Source organism: Comamonas sp. NLF-1-9 (assembly GCF_019195435.1).
Taxonomy (GTDB): Bacteria; Pseudomonadota; Gammaproteobacteria; order Burkholderiales; family Burkholderiaceae_C; genus Comamonas_C.
In genome coordinates, this window is sequence record NZ_CP078069.1 from 948,397 (window position 1) to 974,318 (window position 25,922).

The 25,922-nt window shown below is 67.2% G+C and carries 27 protein-coding genes; 16 read left to right on the forward strand and 11 right to left on the reverse strand.

Going from position 1 to position 25,922, the window contains the following annotated elements; all coding sequences use genetic code 11:
• The first annotated feature begins 92 nt into the window (after positions 1 to 92).
• The 5 genes from hpnD (at position 93) to KUD94_RS04660 (ending at position 4,680) form a co-directional block, all read left to right on the forward strand.
• Positions 93 to 932 (forward strand): presqualene diphosphate synthase HpnD, encoded by an 840-nt coding sequence (gene hpnD, locus KUD94_RS04640; RefSeq protein WP_218238636.1) that lies wholly within the window; start codon positions 93 to 95, stop codon positions 930 to 932.
• Between the two features lie 64 nt (positions 933 to 996).
• Positions 997 to 2,316: a hydroxysqualene dehydroxylase HpnE gene (gene hpnE / locus KUD94_RS04645; RefSeq protein ID WP_218238637.1), complete on the forward strand. Its 1,320-nt coding sequence runs from the start codon at positions 997 to 999 to the stop codon at positions 2,314 to 2,316.
• 109 nt (positions 2,317 to 2,425) lie between these two features.
• Positions 2,426 to 3,226: an amino acid ABC transporter substrate-binding protein gene (locus KUD94_RS04650; protein ID WP_218238638.1), complete on the forward strand. Its 801-nt coding sequence runs from the start codon at positions 2,426 to 2,428 to the stop codon at positions 3,224 to 3,226.
• A 30-nt stretch (positions 3,227 to 3,256) separates the two neighbouring features.
• Positions 3,257 to 3,937 carry an amino acid ABC transporter permease gene (locus KUD94_RS04655; RefSeq protein ID WP_218238639.1) on the forward strand — a complete coding sequence of 227 codons (681 nt, stop codon included), beginning with the start codon at positions 3,257 to 3,259 and terminating at the stop codon, positions 3,935 to 3,937.
• Positions 3,934 to 4,680: an amino acid ABC transporter ATP-binding protein gene (locus KUD94_RS04660; RefSeq protein ID WP_218238640.1), complete on the forward strand. Its 747-nt coding sequence runs from the start codon at positions 3,934 to 3,936 to the stop codon at positions 4,678 to 4,680. Before KUD94_RS04655 ends, KUD94_RS04660 begins: the two co-directional genes overlap by 4 nt.
• Before the next feature lie 3 nt (positions 4,681 to 4,683).
• Here the strand turns inward: KUD94_RS04660 and KUD94_RS04665 are convergent, their stop codons facing one another.
• Positions 4,684 to 5,958: a YihY family inner membrane protein gene (locus KUD94_RS04665; RefSeq protein WP_218238641.1), complete on the reverse strand. Its 1,275-nt coding sequence runs from the start codon at positions 5,956 to 5,958 to the stop codon at positions 4,684 to 4,686.
• Positions 5,959 to 5,987: 29 nt separating this feature from the next.
• Here KUD94_RS04665 and KUD94_RS04670 point away from each other — a divergent pair, with 29 nt between their 5' ends.
• From KUD94_RS04670 to hmgA, 6 genes are all read left to right on the forward strand, one after another.
• Positions 5,988 to 6,410, forward strand: coding sequence for a DUF2069 domain-containing protein (locus KUD94_RS04670; RefSeq protein WP_218238642.1), 423 nt, complete (start codon positions 5,988 to 5,990; stop codon positions 6,408 to 6,410).
• Positions 6,388 to 7,815 (forward strand): FAD-binding oxidoreductase, encoded by a 1,428-nt coding sequence (locus KUD94_RS04675; RefSeq protein ID WP_218238643.1) that lies wholly within the window; start codon positions 6,388 to 6,390, stop codon positions 7,813 to 7,815. The genes KUD94_RS04670 and KUD94_RS04675 overlap by 23 nt, the downstream gene beginning before the upstream one ends.
• 107 nt (positions 7,816 to 7,922) lie before the next feature.
• Entirely contained in the window at positions 7,923 to 8,141 is a 219-nt protein-coding gene (locus KUD94_RS04680) for an AbrB/MazE/SpoVT family DNA-binding domain-containing protein (RefSeq protein WP_218238644.1), read from the forward strand.
• Positions 8,138 to 8,560 (forward strand): putative toxin-antitoxin system toxin component, PIN family, encoded by a 423-nt coding sequence (locus tag KUD94_RS04685; RefSeq protein ID WP_218238645.1) that lies wholly within the window; start codon positions 8,138 to 8,140, stop codon positions 8,558 to 8,560. The genes KUD94_RS04680 and KUD94_RS04685 overlap by 4 nt, the downstream gene beginning before the upstream one ends.
• Positions 8,561 to 8,575: 15 nt before the next feature.
• Complete coding sequence (locus KUD94_RS04690) at positions 8,576 to 9,391, forward strand: thymidylate synthase (protein WP_218238646.1); 816 nt, start codon at positions 8,576 to 8,578, stop codon at positions 9,389 to 9,391.
• 25 nt (positions 9,392 to 9,416) lie between these two features.
• On the forward strand, positions 9,417 to 10,727 hold the full coding sequence (hmgA, locus tag KUD94_RS04695) for a homogentisate 1,2-dioxygenase (RefSeq protein ID WP_370625893.1): 1,311 nt from the start codon (positions 9,417 to 9,419) through the stop codon (positions 10,725 to 10,727).
• 24 nt (positions 10,728 to 10,751) lie between these two features.
• Here the strand turns inward: hmgA and selD are convergent, their stop codons facing one another.
• The gene (selD, locus tag KUD94_RS04700) at positions 10,752 to 11,822 is read right to left on the reverse strand and encodes a selenide, water dikinase SelD (protein ID WP_218238648.1); all 1,071 of its coding nucleotides are present in this window, start codon (positions 11,820 to 11,822) and stop codon (positions 10,752 to 10,754) included.
• Between the two features lie 64 nt (positions 11,823 to 11,886).
• On the opposite strand from selD, the gene gloA reads away from it, so the two are divergent.
• Positions 11,887 to 12,273, forward strand: coding sequence for a lactoylglutathione lyase (gene gloA / locus KUD94_RS04705; protein ID WP_218238649.1), 387 nt, complete (start codon positions 11,887 to 11,889; stop codon positions 12,271 to 12,273).
• A 70-nt stretch (positions 12,274 to 12,343) separates the two neighbouring features.
• Here gloA and KUD94_RS04710 read toward each other — a convergent pair whose 3' ends face one another.
• From KUD94_RS04710 to KUD94_RS04720, 3 genes are read right to left on the reverse strand one after another with little or no spacing between them, the layout of a single operon-like run.
• Entirely contained in the window at positions 12,344 to 12,895 is a 552-nt protein-coding gene (locus KUD94_RS04710; protein WP_255569061.1) for a cysteine hydrolase family protein, read from the reverse strand.
• Between the two features lie 43 nt (positions 12,896 to 12,938).
• Positions 12,939 to 13,547: a hypothetical protein gene (locus KUD94_RS04715; protein WP_218238651.1), complete on the reverse strand. Its 609-nt coding sequence runs from the start codon at positions 13,545 to 13,547 to the stop codon at positions 12,939 to 12,941.
• Between the two features lie 59 nt (positions 13,548 to 13,606).
• Positions 13,607 to 14,089 (reverse strand): CBS domain-containing protein, encoded by a 483-nt coding sequence (locus KUD94_RS04720; RefSeq protein WP_218238652.1) that lies wholly within the window; start codon positions 14,087 to 14,089, stop codon positions 13,607 to 13,609.
• A gap of 373 nt (positions 14,090 to 14,462) precedes the next feature.
• On the opposite strand from KUD94_RS04720, the gene KUD94_RS04725 reads away from it, so the two are divergent.
• From KUD94_RS04725 to KUD94_RS04735, 3 genes are all read left to right on the forward strand, one after another.
• Positions 14,463 to 15,479 carry a DNA topoisomerase IB gene (locus tag KUD94_RS04725; protein WP_370625888.1) on the forward strand — a complete coding sequence of 339 codons (1,017 nt, stop codon included), beginning with the start codon at positions 14,463 to 14,465 and terminating at the stop codon, positions 15,477 to 15,479.
• A 197-nt stretch (positions 15,480 to 15,676) separates the two neighbouring features.
• Positions 15,677 to 18,382 carry an ATP-binding protein gene (locus tag KUD94_RS04730; RefSeq protein ID WP_218238653.1) on the forward strand — a complete coding sequence of 902 codons (2,706 nt, stop codon included), beginning with the start codon at positions 15,677 to 15,679 and terminating at the stop codon, positions 18,380 to 18,382.
• A gap of 188 nt (positions 18,383 to 18,570) precedes the next feature.
• Positions 18,571 to 19,482 (forward strand): bifunctional heptose 7-phosphate kinase/heptose 1-phosphate adenyltransferase, encoded by a 912-nt coding sequence (locus KUD94_RS04735; protein WP_255569062.1) that lies wholly within the window; start codon positions 18,571 to 18,573, stop codon positions 19,480 to 19,482.
• Between the two features lie 38 nt (positions 19,483 to 19,520).
• Here KUD94_RS04735 and KUD94_RS04740 read toward each other — a convergent pair whose 3' ends face one another.
• The gene (locus KUD94_RS04740) at positions 19,521 to 19,766 is read right to left on the reverse strand and encodes a hypothetical protein (RefSeq protein WP_218238655.1); all 246 of its coding nucleotides are present in this window, start codon (positions 19,764 to 19,766) and stop codon (positions 19,521 to 19,523) included.
• Between the two features lie 150 nt (positions 19,767 to 19,916).
• Here KUD94_RS04740 and KUD94_RS04745 point away from each other — a divergent pair, with 150 nt between their 5' ends.
• Positions 19,917 to 21,347 carry a sigma-54 dependent transcriptional regulator gene (locus KUD94_RS04745; RefSeq protein ID WP_218238656.1) on the forward strand — a complete coding sequence of 477 codons (1,431 nt, stop codon included), beginning with the start codon at positions 19,917 to 19,919 and terminating at the stop codon, positions 21,345 to 21,347.
• A 30-nt stretch (positions 21,348 to 21,377) separates the two neighbouring features.
• Here the strand turns inward: KUD94_RS04745 and KUD94_RS04750 are convergent, their stop codons facing one another.
• From KUD94_RS04750 to KUD94_RS04770, 5 genes are read right to left on the reverse strand one after another with little or no spacing between them, the layout of a single operon-like run.
• The gene (locus KUD94_RS04750; RefSeq protein WP_218238657.1) at positions 21,378 to 22,346 is read right to left on the reverse strand and encodes a glycosyltransferase; all 969 of its coding nucleotides are present in this window, start codon (positions 22,344 to 22,346) and stop codon (positions 21,378 to 21,380) included.
• A complete protein-coding gene (locus KUD94_RS04755; RefSeq protein ID WP_218238658.1) occupies positions 22,343 to 23,401 on the reverse strand; it encodes a glycosyltransferase family 9 protein in 1,059 nt (352 codons plus the stop codon). The genes KUD94_RS04750 and KUD94_RS04755 overlap by 4 nt, the downstream gene beginning before the upstream one ends.
• On the reverse strand, positions 23,398 to 23,970 hold the full coding sequence (locus KUD94_RS04760; protein WP_255569063.1) for an HAD-IIIA family hydrolase: 573 nt from the start codon (positions 23,968 to 23,970) through the stop codon (positions 23,398 to 23,400). The genes KUD94_RS04755 and KUD94_RS04760 overlap by 4 nt, the downstream gene beginning before the upstream one ends.
• On the reverse strand, positions 23,967 to 25,268 hold the full coding sequence (locus KUD94_RS04765; protein WP_255569064.1) for a glycosyltransferase family 1 protein: 1,302 nt from the start codon (positions 25,266 to 25,268) through the stop codon (positions 23,967 to 23,969). Before KUD94_RS04765 ends, KUD94_RS04760 begins: the two co-directional genes overlap by 4 nt.
• Positions 25,269 to 25,287: 19 nt before the next feature.
• Positions 25,288 to 25,782, reverse strand: a complete 495-nt coding sequence (locus KUD94_RS04770; protein WP_218238659.1) for a hypothetical protein — start codon at positions 25,780 to 25,782, stop codon at positions 25,288 to 25,290.
• Between the last annotated feature and the right edge of the window lie 140 nt (positions 25,783 to 25,922).

Consider the following 25,922-nt stretch of genomic DNA (forward strand, 5'->3'; position numbering starts at 1 on the left):
CCAGCGCTTGTAAGGCAAGCGTTTGAGGCCGATTTTTCTTAAAACCGTAAACCGGAGGCGGGCGCTCATGCGCATGGGACAATCACGCCCCGATGAACCCCGAGCAGTACGTGCAGAACAAGGCAGCGGCCTCAGGCAGCAGCTTTTATTACGCCTTTCTCTTTCTGCCGCGCGACAAGCGCGCCGCGATCACCGCCTTCTACGCCTTCTGCCGCGAGGTGGACGATGTGGTGGACGAAGTGCGCGACCCTGGCGTGGCGGCGGCCAAGCTGGATTGGTGGCGCTCGGAGGTGGAGCAGGCCTTCGACGGTCAGCCCAGCCATCCGGCGATGCGCGCGCTGATGCCGCACGTGGGCGCCTGCGCGATCGAGCGCCAGCAACTGCTGGACATCATCGAAGGCTGCCAGATGGATCTGCGCTACGACAGCTATGAAGACTTCGCCGGTCTGGCCAACTACTGCCATTACGTGGCCGGCGTGGTGGGCGAGGTGTCGGCGCGCATCTTCGGCCAGCAGGACAAGGCGACCAGCGACTACGCGCACAAGCTGGGCCTGGCGCTGCAACTGACCAACATCATCCGCGACGTGGGCGAAGACGTGCGGCGCGGGCGCGTCTATCTGCCGCAGGCAGAGCTGCGCGAGTTTGGCGTCACGCCCGAAGACCTCGCGCACCGCCGCTACGGCGAAGCCTTCACGCGGCTGATGCGCTTTCAGGCCGAGCGCGCGCACCGCAGCTTTGACGAGGCCTTGTCCATGCTGCCCGCGATCGACCGGCGCAGCCAGAAGCCGGGGCTGATGATGGCCAGCATCTACCGCACGCTGCTGCGCGAGATCGAGGCCGAAGACTTCCAGGTGCTGCACCAGCGCATTGCGCTCACGCCGCTGCGCAAGCTCTGGCTCGCCTGGAAGGTGCAGGCGCTGGGGAAGATGTGAAGCGCGGCGCGGGGCGGGCGGGCCGCTGTCGTGCCCCTGGGCGCGGCGGCAAGGGCAGGCAGGCATGAAGGTCGCGGTCGTCGGGGCCGGCTGGGCGGGCTGCGCGGCGGCGCTTGAAGCGGCGCAGCAGGGACACCGCGTCACGCTGCTGGAGGCCGGGCGCGAAGCCGGCGGGCGCGCGCGCACCGTCACCGTCGCCGGGCCCGAGGGCAGCCCGCTGGCGCTGGACAACGGCCAGCACATCCTGATCGGCGCCTACCGCGAATGCCTGCGCCTGATGCGCCTGGTCGGCGTGCAGCCCGAGAGCGCGCTGCAGCGCGAACCGCTTGCGCTGCGCTTTGCCGACGGCAGCGGCCTGGCGCTGCCCGACATCGCGCCGCCCTGGGACGCGCTCGCCGGCATTGCGCGCGCGCGCGGCTGGAGCCTGGCCGAGCGCCTGGCCCTGCTGCGCCAGGCGCTCGCCTGGCGGCTCGGCGGTTTTGCCTGCGCCAGCACCGCGACGGTGGCCGAGCTCTGCGCCCGGCTGCCCGCGCGCCTGGTGCAGGAATTCATCGCACCGCTGTGCATCTCGGCGCTCAACACCCCGCCCGATTGCGCCAGCGGCCAGGTTTTTCTCACGGTGCTGCGCGACAGCCTGTTTGCCGGGCGCGGCGGCTCCAACCTGCTGCTGCCGCGCCTGCCGCTGGGCGCGCTGCTGCCCGAGCCCGCACTGCACTGGCTGCGCGAACGCGGCCACGCGGTGCACCTGGGCCGGCGCGTGCAGACCCTGGCGCACGACGGCCGCCACTGGCATGTGGACGGCGAAGCTTTCGATGCGGTGCTGCTGGCCTGCCCCAGCAGCGAAGCCACGCGCCTGCTGGCCCATGCCGGTGCGACCGGCGCGATGCGGCTATTGCTGCAAGCCTGGGTCACCGCGGCCGAGCCGCTGGCCTATGGCGCGATTGCCACGGTGTATGCCCGGCTGCCCGGCGCCCGCGGCCCGGTGCTGGGCCAGGCCATGCTGGCGCTGCGCCCCGGGGCGGATGCGCCGGCGCAGTTCGTCTTCGACCGCGGTCGGCTCGGCGGGCCGCCGGGGCTGTTGGCCTTCGTCGTGAGCGCCTTCAGCGGCGAGCGCCGCACACTGGCGGCGCAGGTGCTGCGCCAGGCGCAGAGCGCGCTCGGCCTGGCCGGTCTGCAGGTGCTGCAGACCGTGGTCGAGCGGCGCGCCACTTTCTCCTGCACGCCGGCGCTCAATCGCCCGGCGATGCACATCGCCCCGGGTCTGCTTGCCTGCGCCGACTATGTCGATGGGCCCTACCCCGCCACGCTGGAAGGCGCGGTGCGCCTGGGCGTGGCGGCCGCACGCAGCCTGGCGGGCGCTGCAGCAGGCGGCGCGCAGGCATAAGCACATTGCCAAACGATCGCTGGCCCGGCCCTTGCCGAACAGCGATTGCGCGCATACTTGGCGGCCAGGCGCGGGCCGCAGGCCGGCGCGCAAGGCATAGAGGAAAACCATGAAACTGTTCAAGACCCTGTGGCTGGCCGCCGGCATCGCCAGCCTTGCCCTGTGGGCACAAACCCCTGCGCTGGCCGCCGACGACCTGGCCGCGATCCAGAAGGCCGGCACGATACGCATAGGTACCGAAGGCACTTACGCGCCCTTCAGTTTCCATCAGGCGGCGGACAACAAGCTCGTCGGTTTTGACGTGGACATCGGCCGCGCGATTGCGGCCAAGCTCGGCGTCAAGGCCGAGTTTGTCGAAGGCAAGTGGGACGGGCTGATCGCGGGGCTGAACGTCAATCGCTACGACGTGGTCATCAACCAGGTGGGCATTTCCGCCGAGCGCCAGGCCAAGTACGACTTTTCCAAGCCCTACATCGCCTCGGCGGCCGCGCTCATCGTGCGCGAGAGCGAAACCGGCATCAAGAACTTTGCCGACCTCAAGGGCAAGAAGTCGGCCAACAGCATCAGCAGCAACTTTGCCAAGCTGGCCGAGCGCAACGGCGCGCAGGTGGTGGCGGTGCAGGGCTTCAACGATGCGGTGGCGCTGCTGCTTGCGGGCCGCGTTGATGCCACGGTGAACGACTACCTGTCCTACCTCGACTTCAAGAAGCAGCAGCCGCAGTCCAAAGTGAAGGTGGTGGCAACGGACGACAGTGCGGAGTTCGGCCGCTCGGGCGTGCTGATGCGCAAGGGCCAGGCCGAGCTCAAGGCCGCGGTGGACAAGGCCATCGACGCGCTGATTGCCGACGGCAGCTACAAGGAGATTTCCGAGCGCTACTTCGGCGAAGACCTCTCGGCCAAGCTGCGCTGAGGCGCCGCCGCCCCCGCGCTACGGAGTCCCGTGCCCGACTGGCTGCAATTGATGTGGCAATCCCTCTGGCCGCTGCTGGTCGGAGGGATCAAGTTCACCGTCCCGCTCGCCATCCTGTCCTTCGTCTTCGGTCTGGTGCTGGCGTTCTGGGCGGCGCTCGCGCGCCTCTTCGGGCCGGCGCCGCTGGTGGCGCTGGTGCGCTTTTACATCTGGCTGATCCGCGGCACGCCGCTGCTGGTGCAGCTCTTCGTGATCTTCTACGGTCTGCCCAGCGCGGGCATCGTGCTCGACCCCTTCACCGCCGCGCTGATCGGTTTTTCCCTCAACATCGGCGCCTACAACGCCGAAGTGATTCGCGGCGCGATCGAAGCCATCCCGCGCGGCCAGTGGGACGCCGCCTATTCGATAGGCATGACGCGCGGCCAGGCCATGCGCCGCACCGTGCTGCCGCAGGCGGCGCGCGTGGCGGTGCCGCCGCTGGCCAATTCCTTCATCGCGCTGGTCAAGGACACGTCGCTCGCTGCAGTGATCACCGTGCCGGAAATCTTTCAGGCGGCACAGCGCATCGCCTCGGTCACCTATGAGCCGCTGGTGCTGTACGTGGAGGCGGCGCTGATCTACCTGGTGCTGTGCTCGGTGCTGGCGTCCGCCCAGGTGCGCCTGGAGCGCCACTTCAGCCGCCATGCGGTGTTTGCCGAGGGCGGGCGGTGATTGCGCTGCAGGACATCCACAAGAGCTTTGCCGGCCAGGAGGTGCTGCACGGCGTGAGCGTGCAGATCGCGCCCGGCCAGGTGACGGCGCTGATCGGCCCTTCGGGCAGCGGCAAAAGCACCTTGCTGCGCTGCGTGAACCTGCTCGAAGTTCCGGACTCCGGCACGCTCACCGTCGGCAGCGAAACCCTGAGCTTCACCCCCGGCACGCGCCCGGCGCACGAGGCGGTGCAGCGCATACGCCTGCAGACCGGCATGGTGTTTCAGAACTTCCAGCTGTTTGCGCACCAGAGCGCGCTGCAGAACGTGATGGAAGGTCTGGTCACGGTCAAGCGCTGGAGCCGCGAGCGTGCGCGCGAACGGGCGCTGGCGCTGCTGGCCAAGGTCGGCCTCGCGGACAAGGCCGACGCCTGGCCCGCCAACCTCTCGGGCGGGCAGCAGCAGCGCGTGGCGATTGCGCGCGCGCTGGCGCCCGAACCGGCGGTGCTGCTGTGCGACGAGCCCACTTCGGCGCTGGACCCGGGTCTTGCCGCCGAGGTCGTCGCGGTGCTGAGCGACCTGGCGCGCGAGGGCATGACCATGCTGATGGCCACGCACGACCTGCGCCTGGCGGCCCAGGTGGCAAGCCATACGGTCTTCTTGCAGGACGGCGCGGTGGTGGAAGCGGGCCGCTCCGGCGAGATCTTCGGCCAGGCGCAGGACGCGCGCACCCGCGCCTTCGTGCAAACGCTGGCGCCGCAATGAGTCTCAGGACGCCGGCGCGGGCGCGCCGCCGGCAGGCTCGCGCTCGAGTACGTCGGCGAGCTTGAGCACCTGCATGCCGGTGTGGCCCCAGAAGCGCTGCAGCGCCGGCGTGCGCTCGATCAGCAGGCGCTGCACCAGCGGCTCCATCGGCGTGCTGGCGGGCTCGGCGAGCAGCAGGTAGCGCGCGTCGGACAGATCGCGCGCGCCGCCCGCCACCTCGTTGATCTGCGCTACCCAACCCAGCTCCAGCAGCTCCTGCAGCACCGGGGCAAGCTGGGGCTCGCCCACGTGCAGCCAGCGCGCGAGCTGGGCGCTGCTCAGGCCCCGATGCGGTCGCTGCAGCGCAGCGTGCAACTGCTGCAGCACCTGCACCGCCAGCGCGAACGGCACCTGGTTCTCCAGGGTGTCGGTACGCGCCATCCGGGCGCGCAAGCGCGGCACGTAAGCCGCGATCACCGCCCCCAGCAGCACGATCACCCAGACCATGTAGACCCACAGCAGCAGCAACGGCACCGTGGCGAAGGCGCCATAGATCAGCGAATAGGTCGGCACCGAGGCGAGGTAGATCGCCAGCCCCTTCTTGGCCAGCGCCACGCACAGCGCCACGAACACCCCGCCGGCCAGCGCGTGGCGCCAGCGCACCGTGGTGTTGGGCACGTAGTGGTAGAGCGCCGACATGCCGGCGGCCATCACCAGGAATTCGATGATGCCAAACAGCAGGCGCACCCCGCCGGGCAAGGCGCCGCCGATGTGGTGCGAGGCGGCGGACGCTGCCGATGTGGTCAGCATCAGGCCACCGGCCAGCACCAGCGGGCCCAGCGTCATCGCGGCCCAGTAGATCAGCACGCGCTGGCCCAGCGGGCGCAGGTGCGGCACGCGCCAGATGGTGTTGAGCGTGCGGTCTATCGTGAGGATCAGCGCCAGCGCGGTGACGATCAGAAAGAAGAAGCCCACCGCACCCAGGCGACTGGCCTGGGCCGCGAACTGCATCAGGTAGTCCATGACCGGGCGCGAGATGTTCTCCGGGAACAGGCTTTGGGTGAGCCAGTTCTGCAGCACTTGCTGCATCTCGCTGAAGATCGGAAAGGCCGCGAAGATGGCCAGCACCACGGTCAGAAAGGGCACCAGCGCCAGCAGCGTGGTGTAGGTCAGGCTGGCTGCGATCTGGCCCAGGCGGTCATTGCGGTAGCGCTCGGCCATCAGCACCACCACGCCCAGCCACGGGAAGTGGCGCAGACGGCGCAAGACATGGTCAACGGTGCTGCGACTGAATCTCATCGCCCGTATGATCCCAGATTCCGCCCGCCATGCCGACCACGCCGCCCCGCCCCGCCGCCCCGCCACCGCTCGTGGTACTGAGCCAGACGCTGGCGATTGCGGCGCTTGCGCTGCTGATCGTGCTGTGCCTGGCCTGGGAGCTGTGGCTGAGCCCGCTGCGCCCTGGCGGCTCCTGGATCGCGCTCAAGGCGCTGCCCCTGGCGCTGCCCTTGGCCGGGCTGCTCAAGCGGCGCATGTACACCTACCGCTGGCTCAGCCTGCTGCTGTGGCTGTACTTCACCGAAGGCGTGGTGCGCGCATGGAGCGAGCCCGGCCCCAGCCGCTGGCTGGCGCTGGGCGAAATTGTCCTGAGCCTGCTGCTGTTTGCTGCCTGCGTGATGCACATCCGCCTGCGGCTGCGCGCAGCGCACCCGAATCCACCGGTATCGCATGACCTCCGAAGCACTCCTTGAAGCACTGCGCACCATCGTCGGCGCAGACCACGTACTCACCGAAGGCAAGCTCTGTGCCTGGGAGCAGGACTGGCGCCGCCGCCGCCAGGGCAAGGCGCTGGCCGTGGTGCGCCCGGCCAGCACGGCCGAAGTGGCCGCCGTCGTGCGTGCCTGCGCCCGAAGCGGCACGGCACTGATCCCGCAGGGCGGCAACACCGGGCTGTCGGTGGGGGCAACGCCCGACGACAGCGGCACGCAAATCGTGCTCAGCCTCACGCGCATGAACCGCATCCGGGCGATCGACCGCGACAACCTCACGGTGACCGTGGAAGCGGGCTGCATCCTGCAGACGCTGCAGGAATACGCCGATCAGCACGGCTTGCTGTTTCCGCTCTCGCTCGCCGCCGAAGGCTCGTGCACCCTGGGCGGCAACCTGGCCACCAACGCCGGCGGCACGCAGGTGGTGCGCTATGGCAATACGCGCGAGCTGTGCCTGGGCCTGGAGGTGGTGACCGCGCAGGGCGAAGTCTGGGAAGGCCTGTCGGGCCTGCGCAAGGACAACACCGGCTACGACCTGCGCCATCTCTTCATCGGCAGCGAGGGCACGCTGGGCGTGATCACTGCCGCCACGATGAAGCTTTTTCCCAAGCCGGTGGCCGATCTCACCGCCTGGGCCGCGGTGCCGTCGATGCAGGCCGCAGTGCGCCTGCTGGGCCTGGCGCACCAGCACCTCGGAGCATCGCTCACCGGTTTCGAGGTCATGGGGCAGTTCGCGCTGTCGCTCGTCGCGCGGCACATGCCGCAGCTGCGCGTGCCCTTTGCCGGCATGCAGGGCGCGCCCTACTGCGTGCTGCTGGAAAACGCCGACAGCGAATCGGAGCAGCACGCGCGCGAGCGCTTCGAACACCTGCTGGAGCAGGCGCTCGACGATGGCTGCGTGCTCGACGCCGTGGTGGCCGAGAGCATCGCCCAGGCCCGCGAGCTCTGGCATGTGCGCGAGAGCATTCCACTCGCCCAGGCCGAGGAAGGCCTGAACATCAAGCACGACATATCGGTGGCGGCTTCGCGCATTCCGGCCTTCGTCGAACACACCGATGCGCTGCTCGCGCGCGAGATTCCCGGCGTGCGCCTGGTGAACTTCGGTCATCTGGGCGACGGCAACCTGCACTACAACGTGCAGGCGCCTGCAGGAGCAGATGGCAAGGTCTTCCTGCGCGAGCAAGAGGCGCGCGTGAACCGGCTGGTCTACGACGCGGTCGCGCAGTTCGGCGGGTCGTTCTCTGCCGAGCACGGCGTGGGCCAGCTCAAGACCCACGAGCTTGAGCGCTACGAGCCGCCGGTCGCGCTCGCCTTGATGCGCGCGATCAAGCAGGCGCTCGATCCGCAAGGCATCATGAATCCGGGATGTATACTATCTAAACAATAGCTGCAAGCGCGCTCCAGTAAAGCGTTTACGCTGTATTTCGCTTGTATTTCGCTTGCTTCTTCGAAACAAGGAAGTAAGATGTCTGCACTTTCCCGACGGAGAACAAAGTGCTTGCCAAGCTGACATCCAAAAACCAGATCACTTTGCCCAAGGCCGCCATCTCGCGCGTGCAGGCCAGCGACTATTTCGAGGTGGCGGTGGAAGATGGACGCATCGTGCTGACCCCGGTACAGATGCTGCGCGGGCAGGCAGTGCGTGACAAGCTCGCGCAAATGGGCTTGAGCGAGCAAGACGTGAAAGATGCCGTCGCGTGGGCGCGGCAATGAGCGAGCAAGCAGCCAGGGTGGTGCTCGATACCAACATCGTCGTGTCCGCCCTGCTTTTCGAACAAGGCCAGCTGGCCTGGTGGCGCCACGCCTGGCAGGACGGCAGCATCGCCCCCATCGCGTGCAAGGAAACCACCAGCGAACTGCTGCGCGTGCTGGCCTATCCCAAGTTTCGCCTCACCGAAGCCGACAGGCAGGCCTTGCTGGCCGATTTTCTGCCCTACGTCGAGGTTGTCGGCCTGCCTAGCCCCTGGCCCGTTTTGCCCCAATGTCGCGACGTGAAGGACCAGGTGTTCCTGGTGCTTGCCCATGTGGCATCGGCCGATGCGCTGGTCACGGGTGACGCCGATCTGCTGGCCTTGCGCGCTACATTCCCCTTGCCGATCTGCACCGCGCACGAGTACCGGCAGAAGCATTGACAGAGCTCATCGTCCATGAATACCCGCCCCGTTCGCTCCCAGTACGAAGACCTGATGCGCCATGTTTACGAACACGGCGTCGCCAAGGGCGACCGCACCGGTACCGGCACGCTGAGCGTCTTCGGGCACCAGATGCGTTTTGACCTGGCCGAGGGATTTCCGCTGGTCACGACCAAGAAGGTGCACCTCAAGTCCATCATCTACGAGCTGCTGTGGTTCCTGCGCGGCAGCGGCAACGCGCGCTGGCTGCAAGAGCGAGGCGTGAGCATCTGGGACGAATGGGCCGACCCGCAAACCGGCGACCTCGGTCCGGTGTACGGCGTGCAGTGGCGCTCCTGGCCGACGCCGGGCGGCGCGCACATCGACCAGATCGCCCAGGTCGTCGAGCAACTCAAGAGCAACCCGGACAGCCGACGCATCATCGTCTCGGCATGGAACGTGGCCGATCTGCCCAGCATGGCGCTCATGCCCTGCCATGCGGTCTTTCAGTTCTACGTGGCCGAGGGCAAGCTCAGCTGCCAGCTCTACCAGAGGAGCGCCGACATCTTCCTGGGCGTGCCGTTCAACATCGCCAGTTACGCGCTGCTCACGCACATGCTGGCCCAGCAATGCGACCTCACGGCAGGCGACTTCATCTGGACCGGCGGCGACTGCCACCTCTACAACAACCACCTCGAGCAGGTGCGCACCCAGCTGGCGCGCACGCCCTACCCTTACCCGGTGCTGCACATCAGGCGCCGGCCGGCATCCATCTTCGACTACGCCTACGAGGATTTCGAGGTGCAGGACTACCGGCACCATCCGGCGCTCAAGGCACCGGTCGCCGTCTGAAGCCAATTGGGGCTAGGCTTGGCCCCTGACGTTTGAGGAGATCACCATGTCTGCACAAGGCTACATGCCGGGCTTCGGCAACGAGTTTTCCACCGAGGCGCTGCCCGGCGCGCTGCCGGCGCGCGGCAACTCGCCGCAGAAGGCGCCCTACGGGCTGTACGCGGAGCAGCTCTCGGGCACCGCCTTCACCGCACCGCGCCATGCCAACCGGCGCTCGTGGCTGTACCGCATCCGCCCGGCGGCGGTGCAAGAGCCCTACGAGCCCTGCGATATCGCCCCGCGCTGGCTCAGCCATTTCGACGAAGTGCCCACGCCGCCCAATCCGCTGCGCTGGGACCCGCTGCCCCTGCCCGGGCCGAGCGCGGAAGTGGACTTCATCGACGGCATGACGACCATGGGCGGCAACACCGGCTGCGCGGTGCACATCTACGCGGCCAACCAGTCCATGGGCACGCGCTACTTCTACGACGCCGACGGTGAGCTGCTCATCGTGCCCCAGCAGGGGCGGCTGAAGATAGCCACCGAGTTCGGCCTGATCGAGGTAGAGCCTCAGGAGATCGCGGTGATTCCGCGCGGCGTGCGCTTTCGCGTGGATCTGCCCGAAGGCCCGGCGCGCGGCTATGTCTGCGAAAACTACGGCGCCCACCTGCGCCTGCCCGATCTGGGCGTGATCGGCTCCAACGGCCTGGCGCACCCGCGCGACTTCCTCACGCCCGTGGCGGCCTACGAGGACAAGGAAGGCAGCTTCGAGATGGTCGCCAAGTTCCAGGGCCGGCTGTGGCGCGCGCCGATTGGCCATTCGCCGCTGGACGTCGTTGCCTGGCACGGCAATGGCGCGCCCTACAAATACGACTTGCGCAAGTTCAATCCGATAGGCTCGATCAGCTACGACCAGCCCGACCCGTCGATCTTCCTGGTGCTGCATGCGCCCAGCAGCACCCCCGGCGTCGACACGCTGGACTTCGTCGCCTTCGCGCCGCGCGTGCTGGCCATGCAAGACACCTTCCGCCCGCCGTGGTTTCACCGCAATATCGCCGGCGAGTTCATGGGTCTGGTGCATGGCGCCTACGACGCCAAGGCCGAGGGCTTTGCGCCCGGGGGCGCATCGCTGCACAACTCCATGATCGGCCACGGGCCGGACGCGGGCACCTTCGACAAGGCCAGCCAGCACGACACCAGCCAGCCCGACTACATCCGCGACACCATGGCCATCATGTTCGAGACGCCCGTGGTCATCCAGGCCACGCGCTTCGCGCTCGAGTCGCCCCAGCGCCAGCGCCGCTACCACGAATGCTGGATGGGGCTGAAGAAGCACTTCGACCCCACGCGCCGCTAGAGCGCTGAAGCGCGCCGGCGCGCTTCAGGCGCGCACCAGCAGCGAATGGCTGCCCGGCGGCAGCATCTCGCCCACCACGGCCGCATGCTCGAAGCCCTGCTCGGCAAACAGCTGCAACACCTCGGGCGCAGCCTGCGGCGTGCAGCTGACGAGCAGACCGCCCGAGGTCTGCGGGTCGGTGACGATGGCGCGGGCAGCGGGCGCGAGTGCCGGGTCCAGCAAGACCTCAGCGCCATAGGCCTCCCAGTTGCGCCGCGAGGCGCCGGTCTGCAAGCCTTGCTCGACCAGTTGCGCTACCTGCGGCAGCAGCGCAAGCCTGTCGTAGTACAAATGCGCCGCAAGCCGCGAGGCCCGCGCAAGCTCCAGCGCATGGCCGGCCAGGCCAAAGCCGGTCACGTCGGTGAGCGCATGAACCCCGGGCAGCTGCGCCAGCGCCATGCCCGGCGTGTTCAGCTGTGTGGTGCTGGCGATCAGCGCCTCGTAGCCCTGGGCGCTGAGCCTGTCTTTCTTGAGCGCCGCCGACAACACGCCCACGCCCAGACGCTTGCCCAGGATGAGCACATCGCCCGCGCGCGCGTCGCGGTTGCGCTTGACCTGGCCGGGGTGTACCAGGCCCATGACCACCAGGCCGTAGATCGGCTCGACCGAATCTATGGTGTGCCCGCCCGCGATGGGGATGCCGGCCTCGCGGCAAATGGCTTGGCCGCCGCGCGCGACGGCGCCTATGGTTTCCAGCGAGAGCTTGGCCAGCGGCATGGCCAGCAAGGCCAGCGCCATGATGGGCCTGGCGCCCATGGCATAGATGTCGCTGATGGCATTGGCCGCGGCGATGCGCCCGAAGTCATGGGGGTCGTCCACGATGGGCATGAAGAAGTCGGTCGTGGCCACCAACGCCTGATCGTCGTTGAGCCGGTACACCGCGGCGTCGTCCGCGGTTTCATTGCCGACCAGCAGTTCGGGCGGCACCCAGCCTGCGGCGCTGCCCTGAAGGATCTCCTGCAACACCCCGGGAGCGATCTTGCATCCGCAGCCGCCGCCATGCGACAGACTGGTCAGGCGCAGGGGTGCGGCGGCTTCAAGAGGGCTGTGGATCATGGCGGTCAAACGGTGCAATCGAAACGCCTATTGTCCGCCCCGGGGCCTTCGCCATAATCAACGCATGCGACTTCTACACACCATGCTGCGTGTGGGCGACCTGCAGCGTTCCATCGATTTTTATACCCGGGTGCTGGGCATGCAGTTGCTGCGCACCAGCGAGAACCCCGAATACAAGTATTCGCTCGCCTTCCTCGGCTACGAAGGCGGCAACCCCGGCCAGGCCGAGATCGAACTGACCTGGAACTGGGGCGTCGAGCGCTACGAGCACGGCAATGCCTACGGCCACATCGCCATTGGCGTGCCCGATGCCCATGCGGCCTGCGAGCGCATCAAGGCCGCTGGCGGTCAGGTCACGCGCGAAGCCGGTCCGGTCAAGGGCGGCAGCACCATCATCGCCTTCGTGACGGACCCGGACGGCTACAAGATCGAGCTGATAGAAAAATCGTAGGCGCTGGCTGCCGCGCCATGCAGGGCTGCACCGCGCTGCAAACGCATGGGCAGCCAGCCATGTCGGCAGTTCAAGGCTTGCGTGCAGCCACGGACGCCCGGGTGTCGCACTTGAAGGCGCGGCCCAACTGGCGCAATGCCTCACGCTTGCGCCATGCCGATTCGGCCGCGGTGCAGTTGCGCGGCACCTGAACCTGGTAGCCACACATGCGCGCGTCGGTCGCGGACAGCATGACGCACATGTCGGTAGCGAACCCCACGATGCACAGCCGCTCGGCCCGCATGCGATCCAGCAAGTGTTCCAGCGGCGTCGAATGAAACGCCGAATGCTGGGGCTTGAGGATTACCAGGTCTTCGGGCGCGGGTGCGAGCAGCTCGGCGATCTCGCCGCGCGCCCCGGGCAGGCTGCGGCAGGCCTGCAGGATGTCGCTGAACTCGCTGTGCCAGGTGCCGTAGTTGTCGTTGGCGTAGATGGCGGCAACGCCCCGGCGCGCGAGCTCCTGCTTGAGCCGCGCGATGGCGCGCGCGGCAGCGAGTGCGCTCGCCAGCATCTGCTCGGCCTCGGGAAAGTCCAGCGGGTTGATCACGTCCACGAGCAGCAGCACCTCGCGGCTGATCGGCACCCGCGTGGGTTCGAGCCGGCGCGCTCGCGCGCTCGCCTGCGCGTCAGAGCATTTTTTCGCGCTGCTGCTCTGCGCGTGAGGCGCCAATCGCGGACTCCACATGTTTCACCTCTTCGGGCGGCGGCAGCACGGCTTTCATGCCCAGGTGCTGAATCCACAGCTCGCGCCCCCATCCCTTGGTGTGAAAGAGGTGATGGTGTTCGTCCTGGGCCACTTCATCGTAGGCCTGCTTGAGCACCTCTGCGCTCTCGCCCTTCATGTGTTCGGCCAGTTGGTCAAGCAACTCCCAGTTCGCATGGTCCTTGGTTTCGGCGTGGACCACGCATTCGCACGCCACGAGCTCGGCCAGAGCGCGGTCGCCGCTGTCGCTGGCCATCTTCATCGCCTTGACCAGAGAGTTCCCGATGTGCTTGACCACCTGGCGCCCGGGCGAGTCGGCATTGCTGTCCACGCCGAGCGCCTCGCACACCGAACGCACCACCTCCTGGTGCTTGATGGTTTCCTCGCAATACTCTTCCCACTCCTTCTTCAGGTCGTCGTTGAGCACGCAAGTCAGGGCGGTGCGATACACCTGCTCCCCGCCGAGCTCGGTCTCCATCATCTGCAGCAACAGCTCTTGGGCCTGTGCATTGATCTTGTCGTGTTTGACCATGGGTATTTCTCCAGTCTCTGTTTCAGGTAAGCGCCTTTGCCGCGCGGGAACGAAGGGTCTCAGCGGGCATCGGCGCCGCCTGCGGCGCTGCCGGCGGCAGCCGAGAGGCCCGAACGATCGGGTCGGGAAGGAATGGAAATGCCTTGCAAGGCCTTGGCGGCCTCGTCCGTGTCGGCGCGCACGGCCACGTCGCCCAGCGAGAGGATGCCGACGAGCTGCTCACTGCGGTCCAGCACCGGCAAGCGGCGCAACTGGGCGTCGCACATGATTTGCGCGGCCTCTTCGACGGACTGGTCTTCGTAGCAGCACTGCACCTCGCGGCTCATGATCTGCGCGAGCTGCGCATGCTCGGGCGACAGGCCATGCGCCGTAGCGCGCACCGTGATGTCGCGGTCGGTCACGACACCCACCACGCGCTGGCCGTCACATACCGGAACCGAGCCCACCGAGAGCTCGTCCATGGCCTGCGCGGCAAACTGCAGGGTGTCTTCGGGGCTGAGAGTGCGTACGCCACGGGTCATGACTTCGCTCACTGTGGGCATTGCTTGCGTCCTTTGCTGGTAGGTGTTTCCAAGTCCGCCGCAGCGGGGCAGACCGTGCAGGCAAGCCGCGTTCCCGACCGGTGTTGCACCCCACCCGCTTCGCGGGCATGCTGCCTGCCGTATCTGCCGCCGCAGCCTGTCCGGCAGCAAAACACGCTCCGCTCGTCCACTTGCACGCCGCGCTCATGCACATCCAGCCCAACGCCTCTCGCTGCTCTGCCGGACCAGGCGTCAACAGCACGGCCGGCGCGCACTCGCTTGGGTGCTGCGCCGGGTGCACCGCATCACCGCGCGTCGGGGGTCAGGGGCGGGGGCGGGAGCAACATCCATGACGCCCACCCCAGAGTCTGAAGGCGAGCCGGCGATCGTCTACGTGGACGACTACACGCATGGCTGGCGCCGGGTACGCCGAGGGCGCGGCTTCTCTTATCTGGATGAGCACGGCCGGGTGATACGGGACAAGCAGACGCTCGCTCGCCTGCGCAAGCTGGCGATACCGCCGGCCTATACCGATGTCTGGATTTGCCCAGACCCGGCAGGTCACCTGCAGGCGACGGGGCGCGATGCCAAGGGCCGCAAGCAATACCGCTACCACCCGCTGTGGAAGCAATGGCGCAGCGCCGCCAAGTTTGACCGCATGCTCGCATTTGGCCGAGCACTGCCCGCGCTGCGCCGTGCGGTGCAGCGCGATCTGGCGCGCCGCCGGCTCGACCTGACCACCGTGGCGGCCGCCGTCGTGCGCGTAATGGACTTGCAGGGACTGCGCGTGGGCAACGAGGTCTATACGCTGGAGAACGGCTCCTATGGCCTGACCACGCTGCAGCGGCGGCACGCAAAAACCCGAGGCACGCGCCTGCTGCTGAAGTTCCGCGGGAAAAGCCATGTCATGCGGCAATGCGCCATCGACGACCGCCGCGTGGTGCGCATTGCCCGGCGCTGCCAGGATCTGCCGGGCCAGCGCCTGTTTCAGTTTCTCGACGAAACCGGCGAAGCCTGCGAAATTCGCTCAGACCACGTGAACGATTACATCCGCGGCATTTGCGGCAAGAATTTCACCGCCAAGGATTTCCGCACCTGGCATGGCAGCGTGCACGCAATGGCGCTGGCATTGGAGAATGCAAACGCGCGCGATGGAGACGGCGCTCCTTCCAAATTGGACGCGGGCGAAGTCGCCATGCAGGTTGCCAGGCATCTGGGGAATACGCCCGCCGTCTGCCGCAAGTTCTACATTCACCCGGCAGTATTAGCGCTCTTCGGCCCCACGGGCAGGCCCCTGCCGCGCAAACGCAAGTCTGGCAAGGGCCTGAGTCAGCCCGAGTCGGCGCTGCTAGCCCTGCTTGCCAGCCGCAAACGCGCGAAACGGGCGAAAAAGCGTGACCGGGGGAAATGAAGTAACGTCAAAAAATGAAATAGCCGTTAACTGACGTGTATATTGTGTATATTTTTGAAACGTAACCGACAAGGGGATATTGTTTCTCGACCCTACACGACCTGCATGCGATTTGTGTACACTGGGTCGATTAACCCAGAGATATCCATCATATGCATGTACGACGAGGAGGACTGACAGATTGGCGCGCTTATCTGTTGGGTTTCTCCTTGGGTGCGGCGGCGCTGATTCTCTACATATTCCTTCAACCCTGGATCAGCCCCAAGGATCTGGTCTGGCTTGCCCTTCCCATCGTCGGCCTGGGCGCGGCAATCGGGGGACCCGGACCGGGGCTGGCGCTGCTGCTGGCCGGCTATCTCGCGCTGGGCTGGGCTTCACCGATTCATACGCGCCAGGCGCTTGAGCCACAAGCGCTGTTGCTCTTCCTCGGGCAGGCGGCGCTGTTGCTCGTCATGGGCAGCGTTGTGCACCGCTACCGCGCCCGTGCATTGCTTGCAGAGGAGCGCCTGCGCGTGGCGACCGAGGAAACCGGCCTCGGCGTCTTCGAGCTCGACCTGGCACGCAAGACGGTTTACGCCTCGCCGGTGTTGGCCTCTTTGGTCGGCATGCCCGAAGTCGCGCGATGGCAGCCCTTTTCCGCATGGCAGGCCTGTTTGCCACCGGAACTCATCGCCGAGAACATCAAGGTGTTGCAGATGCGCATGGCGGAAGGGCTGGCCAGCTACGAGCGCGAGATCTCGCTGCCACGCCTGCAGGGCGGCTCGCTGTCGCTGTTCGTCTGCGTCCGTGCGCGGCATGCGCACGGCAAGGTCACGCGCCTGTTCGGAACCTGCCTGGACGTCACCGAGCGCAAAGCGGTCAACCAGCGGCTGGTCCAGGCGCGCGACCAGCTCAGCCAACAGCTCAGCGACTTGAACCACCTGCACGAACTCAGCGCGCAACTGCTGGAGACGCCCCAGCTCGATACCCAGTTGGACATGATTCTGAGCACCCTGGCGTATTTCCATGGCGCGCGCCAGGGCGCAATCCTGCTGTGCGACGATCAGGCCGAAAACTTGGAAATCGGCGCGAGCATCGGTCTGGACGCCGAAGCGCGGGCGCTGCTCGGAACCTCGGGCACCAGCGCATGCGCTGCGGCCTGCCAGCAGCGTGCGCGCGTGGTCATCACGGACGTGGACCTTGAACTGCACGGCACCGAGTGTCAGAGGCTCGCAAACCAGGCCGGATTTCGTGCCATCCACAGCACACCACTGCTCAGCCCGCAAGGCGAGATGCTGGGCGTGCTGAGCATCTTTCTGGACACGCCGCGCAGCGCCACCACGCGCGAATGCACGCTCGCGGACATCTGCGCGCGCAAGGCCGTGCTGTTCATCGAGCGCATGCATGCACGCAAGGCGCTGCAGGACTCCCAGGGGCGCTTCGAGGCGGTGCTCGAAGCATCGGGCGCGCCCTTCGTGATTCTGGAGCCGATACGCGAGAACGGCGTCGTGGCCGACTTTCGCTGGACTTACGTCAACCTCGCGGCCACCCGTGCGCTCGGCAAACCGCCGCGCGAGCTGCTGGGCAGCCGCGCGCTGGAATCGCTGGCCGGCCTGTCACGGGAAAGCGCGGAGTTTCTCCAGTGCCTGAAGGCCTTGCAGACGCAGCGCATCGTCGAGTTCGACACTGTCAGCGGCAGACGGCGCAAGGCCCGCTGGTTCCATTGCATCGTTTCGGCCATCCATGGCAGCCTGGCCATCTGGTTTACCGACATCACCGAGCGCATACGCAACGAACAGCGCCTGCGCCACACCGACAGGCGCAAGGACGAATTTCTCGCCACCCTGGCCCATGAGCTGCGCAACCCGCTCGCGCCCATCGGCCAGGCAGTGCGGCTGCTGATGTCGCCCCAGGCATCGCCGGCACAGCGGCGCTGGGCTTGCGAGGTGACTGACAGGCAGGTCAGGCGCATGGCCTTGTTGCTCGACGATCTGCTCGACGTGCCGCATATCGGCCGCGGCACCTTGACGCTGCGCAAGACCTTCAGCGACATCAACGACATCCTCAACGCCGCGATGGAAACGGCGCGCCCCAACATCGACGCGCGCAAGCACAGCCTGTCGCTGCAGAGCAGCCCTGCGCCCATCATCATCTGGGCCGACGCCTTGCGGATTGCGCAGGTCGTCTCCAACCTGCTGAACAATGCCGCCAAATACACCAACCCGGGCGGCAAGATAGGCGTTGCAGTGCGCCGCGAGGACGACGAGGTCGTCATCGAGGTGCACGACAACGGCATCGGCATCCCTCCGGCTTCGATACCGGACGTGTTTCGCATGTTCTCCCAGTTGCGGCAGACGGACGACAAGACGGGCGGCGGCTTGGGGATAGGCCTCGCCCTGTCCAAGGGCCTGGTCGATTTGCACGGCGGCACGCTCAGCGCCTACAGCGAAGGGCGCGGCTGCGGCAGCGTTTTCACCGTGCGTCTGCCGCTCGGCTACCACGGCCAGCCCTTGCTGCCCTTGCCCGCGCCGAAAGCCGACCCGGACGCTTCGGCGGCGCGCTGCAAGGTGTTGATCGCCGACGACAACCGGGACGCGTCCGAAACACTGGCGGCCTTGCTGGCGGCCGAGGGGCACGAGACGCACAGCGCCTACGACGGCGTGCAGGCTTTGGCGCTCTGGCGTGAGGTCAAGCCCGATGTCTGCCTGCTCGATATCGGCATGCCAGGGCGCAGTGGCTATCAGGTAGCGCGCGAAATCCGCCGGCAGCCTGGCGGAGAAGACACGCTGCTCGTCGCGGTGACCGGCTGGGGCCAGGCGCAGGATCGCCAGGCGTCGCTTGCGGCCGGGTTTGACCACCATCTGACCAAACCGGTAAACCCGGAGCAGATCACCGCCTTGCTGCGCGTGCGCCAGCCGGCTTGAGTGGCTGTCGCCAGCGCAACAGCCCTGCGGGCACGTCGTTTGCCTCCAACTACAGGTGTTCCCTGCGATGGAGTTCGCTCATGCGCCCTGCCTGCTGTCCCGCCCCTGCCGCGTCTGTCGCATCTGCGATCGGCGCCCCGGCTGCTGCCGCCAAGCCCGCAGCAGCCACGAAGACAGAGCCCATTCTGGTGGTCGGCGACAGCATGCTCGACCGCTACTGGGAAGGGGCGGTGGAGCGCATCTCCCCCGAAGCGCCCGTGCCCGTGCTGCGTTTCGGCAAGCAGTGGCAGCGCGCCGGCGGCGCGGCGAATGTGGCGGTCAATCTGAGTGCCCTGGGAAGCCGCGTCACGCTCGCCACCCTGCTCGGCGAGGACGAGGCCGGCGACGATCTGGTGCAACTCATGAGCCAGGCCGGAGTCGCCTTGCATGCCGTGCGGGCCCCGGGGTTGACCACCACCGAGAAGATACGCGCGGTCTGCAGCCGCCATCAGTTGCTGCGCGTCGATTTCGAGCGCGCGCCAGCGCCCGAGGCCGTGCAACAGCTGTGTTCGCTCGTCGGCGATTTGCTGGGCAGCCACCCATGGGTGGTGCTGAGCGACTACCGCAAGGGCTCGCTTGCGCATTGCGAGCACTTGATCGCACAAGCCATCGAGCGCGGCTGCCGCGTCATGGTGGACCCCAAGGGCAGCAGCTTCGAGCAGTACAGGGGCGCCTGGTTGCTCAAGCCCAACGAGAAAGAAGCGGCCATTGTCGCGGGCAGCTGGGCCGATGAGCGCGGGTTCTCGCGCGCCATGACGGGCTTGCGCTCGCGCCTGGAGGTCGAGCACCTCCTGGTGACCCGGGGTGAGCGCGGCATGTCCCTGTTCAGCGCGGGGCAAGAGCCCGCGCACATCCCCGCGATGGCCAGGGAGGTCTTTGACGTGAGCGGCGCCGGCGACACCGTGCTCGCCGCGCTCGCCTCTTATCTCGCCACCGGCGAGACCCTGCACGATGCGATCCAGCGCGCCAATCTGGCGGCCGGCATCGCCGTTGCAAAGTTCGGTACCGCCGTAGTCACGCGCTCGGAAATCCGCGGTCTGCAGCACACGGTGCAGGCTTGAGGCCCGCACACGCGGTTTTCAAGCCGGCCTGCGCCAGATCAGGGCCTGACCTCGCGCGCTACCGGTGGCACCGGACTGCCGCCCTCGCCCTCCCAGCGTTGCAGGTTCTGTGGCATGGCAGCAGGGCGCGCGGCCTTGCGCCGCTGGTGTACCGCGGCGCAGCCCGCGCAGCAGCGGGCGATGAGAAAACCGACTGCGCCGGCGAGCAGCATGGCGCGCGTGCATTCGGAAGGCAGCAGCCGGCCCATCAGGCCGGCGTCATCGTGAGCGTGGGTGGAATACATGGAAAAGACCTCCTTGCTTGATCTTGCTTGGGAGTAGCTATCGGCAAGGTCCGTTCCTGCGGCTGTCACATCTCTATACATCACCCTGTCGCGATTGGGGTCATCATGCATCCCGCCGGGGACGCATAGCAACAACTTAGAAGGACAACAATGAACCATGTGTTGATCGTCGACGACGACGTAGATTCTGCAAGCAGCATGCGCGAGCTCGTAATGGGCGAGCGCTTTTCCGTAGCGGTTGCCCACAACCTGCGCGACGCGCGCAAGCAAATCGCGATGCAGACACCCAATCTGCTGCTGCTGGACCTGGAGCTGCCAGACGGCAACGGCATGGAGTTGTTTTCCGATCCGCAAGTGGTGGATGAATCCAAGATCGTGCTGGTGACCGGGCACGCCAGCCTGGACTCGTCGATCGAAGCATTGCGCCGCGGTGCGATGGACTACCTGGTCAAACCGGTGCGCATGCGCCGGCTCGAGGAAATCCTGGAAGGTTTCACCGTACCTGGCGGCAGCGACGGCGCGCTGGTGCCGATGGCGCGCGGCGCAGCCGACGAGGACGGCCGCTTCGGCCGCCTCTGGGGCAGCTCGCAACCCATGCAGCGGGTGTATGAACAGATTCGCCGCGTCGCGCCGACCGGAGTGACCGTCTTGATCACCGGCGAGAGCGGCACCGGCAAGGAGGTCGTGGCGCAGACCCTGCATGAGCTGAGTTCGCGCCGCTCCAAGCCCTTTCTTGCCGTCAATTGCGGTGCGATTTCGCCGCAGTTGATCGAGAGCGAAATTTTCGGCCACGAGAAGGGCAGCTTCACCGGGGCAGAGCGTCAGCATCAGGGCTTTTTCGAGCGCGCGGCCGGCGGGACGCTGTTTCTCGACGAGGTGACCGAGATGCCGCCACAGCTGCAGGTCAAGCTGCTGCGGGTGCTGGAGACGGGCTGCTTCATGCGCGTGGGTTCGACCCAGACCCTGCAGGCCCAGGTGCGCATCGTTGCCGCAACCAATCGCGTTCCGCTGGAAGCGGTTGCGGCTGGCAAGTTGCGCGAGGACTTGCTCTACCGTCTGAACGTCTTTCCGATAGCGCTGCCGCCGCTGCGCGAGCGCCTCTCGGACGTGCCCATGCTGGCAGAGCACTTCCTGCAGCAGATCTCGCAACGCGAAGGCCGAAGCAAGCAATTCAGCAGCGCCGCGCTCAGACAGCTCGCACGCTACCCCTGGCCGGGCAATGTGCGCGAGCTGCGCAATGCGGTGCAGCGCGCCTACGTCATGGCGTGCGGCGAGGTCATCGACACCGAATGGTTGCCCCAGGCACAGGCGCTGGACGGCGCGGGCCCGCTGGCCTTGCCGGCGCCACAGGCGCTGCAGGACGTGGGCGTGGAGCCGGAGCAGGTCCACGCAGCGCAGCCCAATGTGCTGAAGCTGCCAGTCGGCCTGTCCATGGCCGAGGCCGAGCAGCTGCTGATCGAGGAAACGCTCAAGCAATGCCAGTATCAGAAGGAGCGCACCGCGGCCGTGCTGGGCATCAGCCTGAAGACGCTGTACAACCGCCTCAAGCGTTATTCGAGCGCCGAGCAACGCGCTTCCTGAGCACGGGGGCGCGCATCGCGCCCCGGGGGCTCAACCAGCCACGCTGTCAAACACCTGCAGCCAGTCGTCGATGAAGCGCTCAATGGAGAAGCGCTCACGCGCCGTGCGTTGTCCCGCACTGCCCCACTCGGCTGCCAGCCCAGGGTCTTCCAGCAGCACGCGCATCACCGCCTCCAGCCGGTCCAGACGCGTATCGACGTAGCCGTTGCGGCCACTGTCTATGACCGTCACCAGTTCGGTTGTCGCCAGCCCTACGACCGGCAAGCCCATGAGCATGGCTTCAATCACTGCCAGCCCCAGGCTGGTGTGGCGTATCGGGTTGAAGAAGAAGCGGTGGCTCGCCATCATCGCCGGCAGTCGTAGCTGCGCTATCTCGCCCAGCCCGCCCACCAGTTCGCTGCCCATGCCGACCAGGTGCAGCGGGAGCCGGGTGGACATGTGCTGCCAGATGTCCAGCCCCAGGCGGCGGCCGCGCCGCTGGATGTTGTTCACCACCACCAGGCCGCAGGCCTGCTCGCCGCCCCACACCTGCGGCTGCAGCAGGCGCACGCCATGTTCGACGATGCGCACCGGCGTCGAGCCGTTGTCCCACATCAGCGCGTTGAACGGCGTGACATGTACCAGCAGAACGTTGGGGTCGTCGCACCAATGGCGCGTGTTGGTCGGGCTCTCCTGCGGCGGATCGTGTTCGAGCACGATGCTTGGCAGGCGCCGCTGGGCAGGCGAGAGCAGCGTATGGCGGTCCTGCTCCCAAGCCTGTCTGGACTGGTAGAGCACCAGGTCGAATTCCATGGAGGCGAGTTCCTGCACCGGCGCTTCATGCACGTTGTCGCCCCAGGGCAGCGTGCCGCTGCGCCCGCTGTGGTGCGGCGAGCGTTCACTATCCGTCACGAGCCAGAAATCCTGCGGTACCTGGGTCAGGTTGTAGAGATAGTTTCCATGGACATGCCAGGTAAGGATGCGCCATCGCTTGCGGGCTTGTGTAAGTGTTGCGTTCATGTGTTTGCTCCATTTGCCATGGCCAGCGCCGCGTGCGTGACCGAATCCACGCTCACGCCAGACGCGCAGCCGTGCCCCACGGGGCAGTTGCGGTGCCCACAGGGGCGACACGGCATGTCGTGCCACAGCACCCGGTGGCGGCGTGTATCGAGAGGCGCCCAGCGGCGGGTATCGCTGCCGCAGGCCACGACCACGCTCGGCGTGCCCAGCGCGGCAGCAACGTGGGACAGGCCGGTGTCGTTGCACAGCAGCAGCCGCGCCGAGGACAGCAAGCCGCCCAGCGTCCACAAGTCGGTACGGGCGCACAGGTTGAGTGCCGGCTCGCGCATCGCTGACGCCACCGACGCCACCAGCTCGCGCTCGCCTTGCGTGCCGGTCAGCACCACGCGCAGACCGGCCTGCGCCAGGCGATCGGCGACAGCAGCGAAACGACGCACGCCCCAGCGCCGCGATGGCAGCTGAGCACCCGCGTGCACCACCACATGGCTGCGTCCCGCAGGCAGCAGGCGGCGCGCGCAAGCGAGGTCGCGCGGGCGCAGCGCCCAGTCGATCTCGGTGCCGCGGCGCTCAAGTCCGAGATGGTCCGCAAGGCGCAACAGGCGCTGAATCTCGTGGCCCTCCTCGGGCCAGAGGGCAAAGCGCTCTGCCTCGCCCGGCGGTATCCAGGCGGTGCGGCCTGCAAAGCCGGCGTTGCGGGCGGCACCGAAACGTGCGACCAGCGGGTTGACCCGCACGCCCGAACCATGCAGCTGGATGGCGAGATCAAAACGCTGCTCACGCAGTCCGTTCAGAAAAGCCAGCAGTTGCCGCGCGGGCGCAGGCGGCGTTTCCGGCAACCCCGGCCAGCCGGGAAAGGCCTCGAAGGCGTCCACGCTCGCCAGGCGCTGCGCCCAGCTTGCAGCCCAGGGAAGTCCGACCAGCGTGATGCGGGCTTGCGGCCACGTCGCGCGCACGGCCCTGAGCACGGGCGTCGCACAGAGCATGTCGCCCAGCATCAATGCGCGAAAGACCACAATGCGCCGCACCGGCCCCAAGCGGGAAGCCGTGGCGTTCATCGATGCATGGCCTGCGCGAGTATCAGGCGGGCAGCGTCCCACCAGTCTGTCGTGAGGCTCCAGGGGTAGCGAAGCGGCGCCATCCGCCAGCGTGTTTCGCCGCCGGAGTCGTAGAAGATGGTGCGGCAGCCGGCCCGGCGGCCTGCCTCCACGTCGTCCAGCGTGTCGCCAATCATCCAGGAGCGCTCCAGGTCAATGCCGTGCATGCGGCTGGCTTCGAGCAACATTCCGGGCCGGGGTTTGCGGCAGGAACAGGTCGGGCGCCCGTGCGCGTCCGGCTCATGGGGACAAAAATGAAAGCCCTTGAGCCGCACACCCGCCTCCTCGGCAAGACGCCGGGCGAGCGCGTCGCGCAGGCGTGTCAGTTGCGTGCGCGTGAAGTAGCCGCGCGCCACCCCGCTCTGATTCGTCACCACGACGATCGCAAAGCCGCGGGCTGCAAGGGCCGCGAGCGCCCGCAAGGCACCGGGCTTGAACTTCAACAGGTCAGGATCGACGTTGTAGGGGACGTTTTCCACCAAGGTGCCGTCTTTGTCGACGAAGATGCCCGGAGCAGACAACTCGCTCATACCGCACCCGCCTGTCGCAACGCCGATGCCATCGGGCGCCGCAAGCTGCGGCTTTGCAGCGCTTGGCGCGGGGCAAGGCCCTCGAACACGCTGACGAACTCGCGCGCCACCTGCTCCCAGGTGAAGTGCTCTTGCACGCGCGCGAGGCCCGCCTGCCCCATGGCCTGGGCCAGCCGCGGGCGTTGCTGCAGCTCAAGCAGGCGGCCCGCCAGCGCCTCGGGTGTCTTGGGCGCAACCAGAAAGCCGCTGACGCCATCGCGCACCGTGTAGCGGATACCGCCCACGTCGCTGCCCACCACCGGTCTCGCACAGGCCATGGCTTCGAGCGGCGTGATGCCAAAAGGCTCGTACCAGGGAGTGGTCACGAAAACGTCCGCCGCCTGGTACCAATCCACCAACTCGTCGCGGTCGCGGCGCCCGACAAAGCTGACGCTGTCGCCCACACCGAGCTCTTGCGTCAGTGCCATGAGGCGCGCGAGCTCCGGGTTGGAGCCCGGGTCGGGCAGCCGGGAATCCCCCCCGACGACCGCCAGGCGCGCAGGGACCGATGCCGGCAGCAAGGCCATTGCGCGGATCACGTTGTCTATACCCTTGCGCGGCACCATGCGGCCCAATTGCAGCACGATGAACTCGTTGTCGGGCAGGCCCAGGCGCCGGCGCGCCGCGCTGCGGCTGCCAGGGCAGAACAGATCCGTGTCCACGCCGCAGGGGATCATGTCGATGTGTTTGGCCGGTGCGTCGTACAGGCGCATCAGGTCCTCGCGGTCCTGGGGGCACTCCGCGATCACGCGGTTCGAGCGGCGTGCCAGTACGTGCTCTATCGCCTCGCGCTCACGCGGAAATCCGTCGGCAGCGCCCTGGTGCTCGCGGCGCACCAGCCCCAGCGCGTGAAAGGTCGTCACCAGCGGGGCCTTCAGCGCCGGGCGCAGCACCAGGCCGACCCAGCCGGACATGAAGAAATTGGCATGGATGGCGTCGTAGTGGCCTTCGGGCAGCAGTTGTTGGCGCGCGTGCCGGGCAAACTCGGGCATCCACTGCAGCAGCTCTTCCTTGGCAATGTGCTGGGCCGGTCCGGCATCGACGTGCATGACGCGCACGCCCGGCGCGATCGGCACCACCGCAGGCAGTTTGGGGTCGTCGCGGCGGGTGAGCACGTCAACCCTGTGCCCCAGCGCGCCGAGCTGGCGCGCCACACTGTCCACGTACACATTCTGACCGCCCGCATCCACGCCGCCGGCCAGGGCCAGGGGGGAAGCGTGCTCGCTGATCATCGCAATTTTCAAAGGGTGCATCATCATGTCCTGCTCCAATTCCTGTTCATTCCTGTTCAACCCGCAGCCAGGCAATTGGCGTTCCGATCGAGCGCTCCAGCGCGATCGCGCGCAGGTGCGCGGCCACCAGCAACGAGAAGGTTTCGTCCCACGCCGGCAGGGCGCCGCTGGCGGCCACGACGATGCCGTCCAGCCACACCCCGCCCCACAACACGGTGTCCTCGTGCGAGAGCCGGTGCGGCTGCAACTGCACCACCTTGCGGCTGTCCATCTGGTGGCGCCAGCTCAGCAAGGCCTTGTCGCGAGCGAAGGCCGCGTAGTCCGCGTCCCATTGCTCGCGATCGCCCACCGAGTGCTCGTAGAGCAAGGCGTCCTTGAACTCGGACGAGCCCGGGCAGGCGGCGGGGTCAAGCACCACAAGATGCAGCACCTTCAACGCGCTCACGCCAGAGCGCTGCAAGGTCTGTTCTATGGAAGGAAGGGCCAGGAGGACGGCGGCGCGGGCCGCCTCGGCATCGGCGTAACGGCTACGGTGTTTCATGCCCAGCGTTAGGCAATCGGCGCTCCCGCTCTGCCGGGCCGCGGCATGCGGCTTGCCGCTACAGTGCCATCCCAACCATGCCAAGCACACGATGAAGCATCTCGCGCCCGCTCTCCTGCTGAGCTGTCTACTGGCTGTTG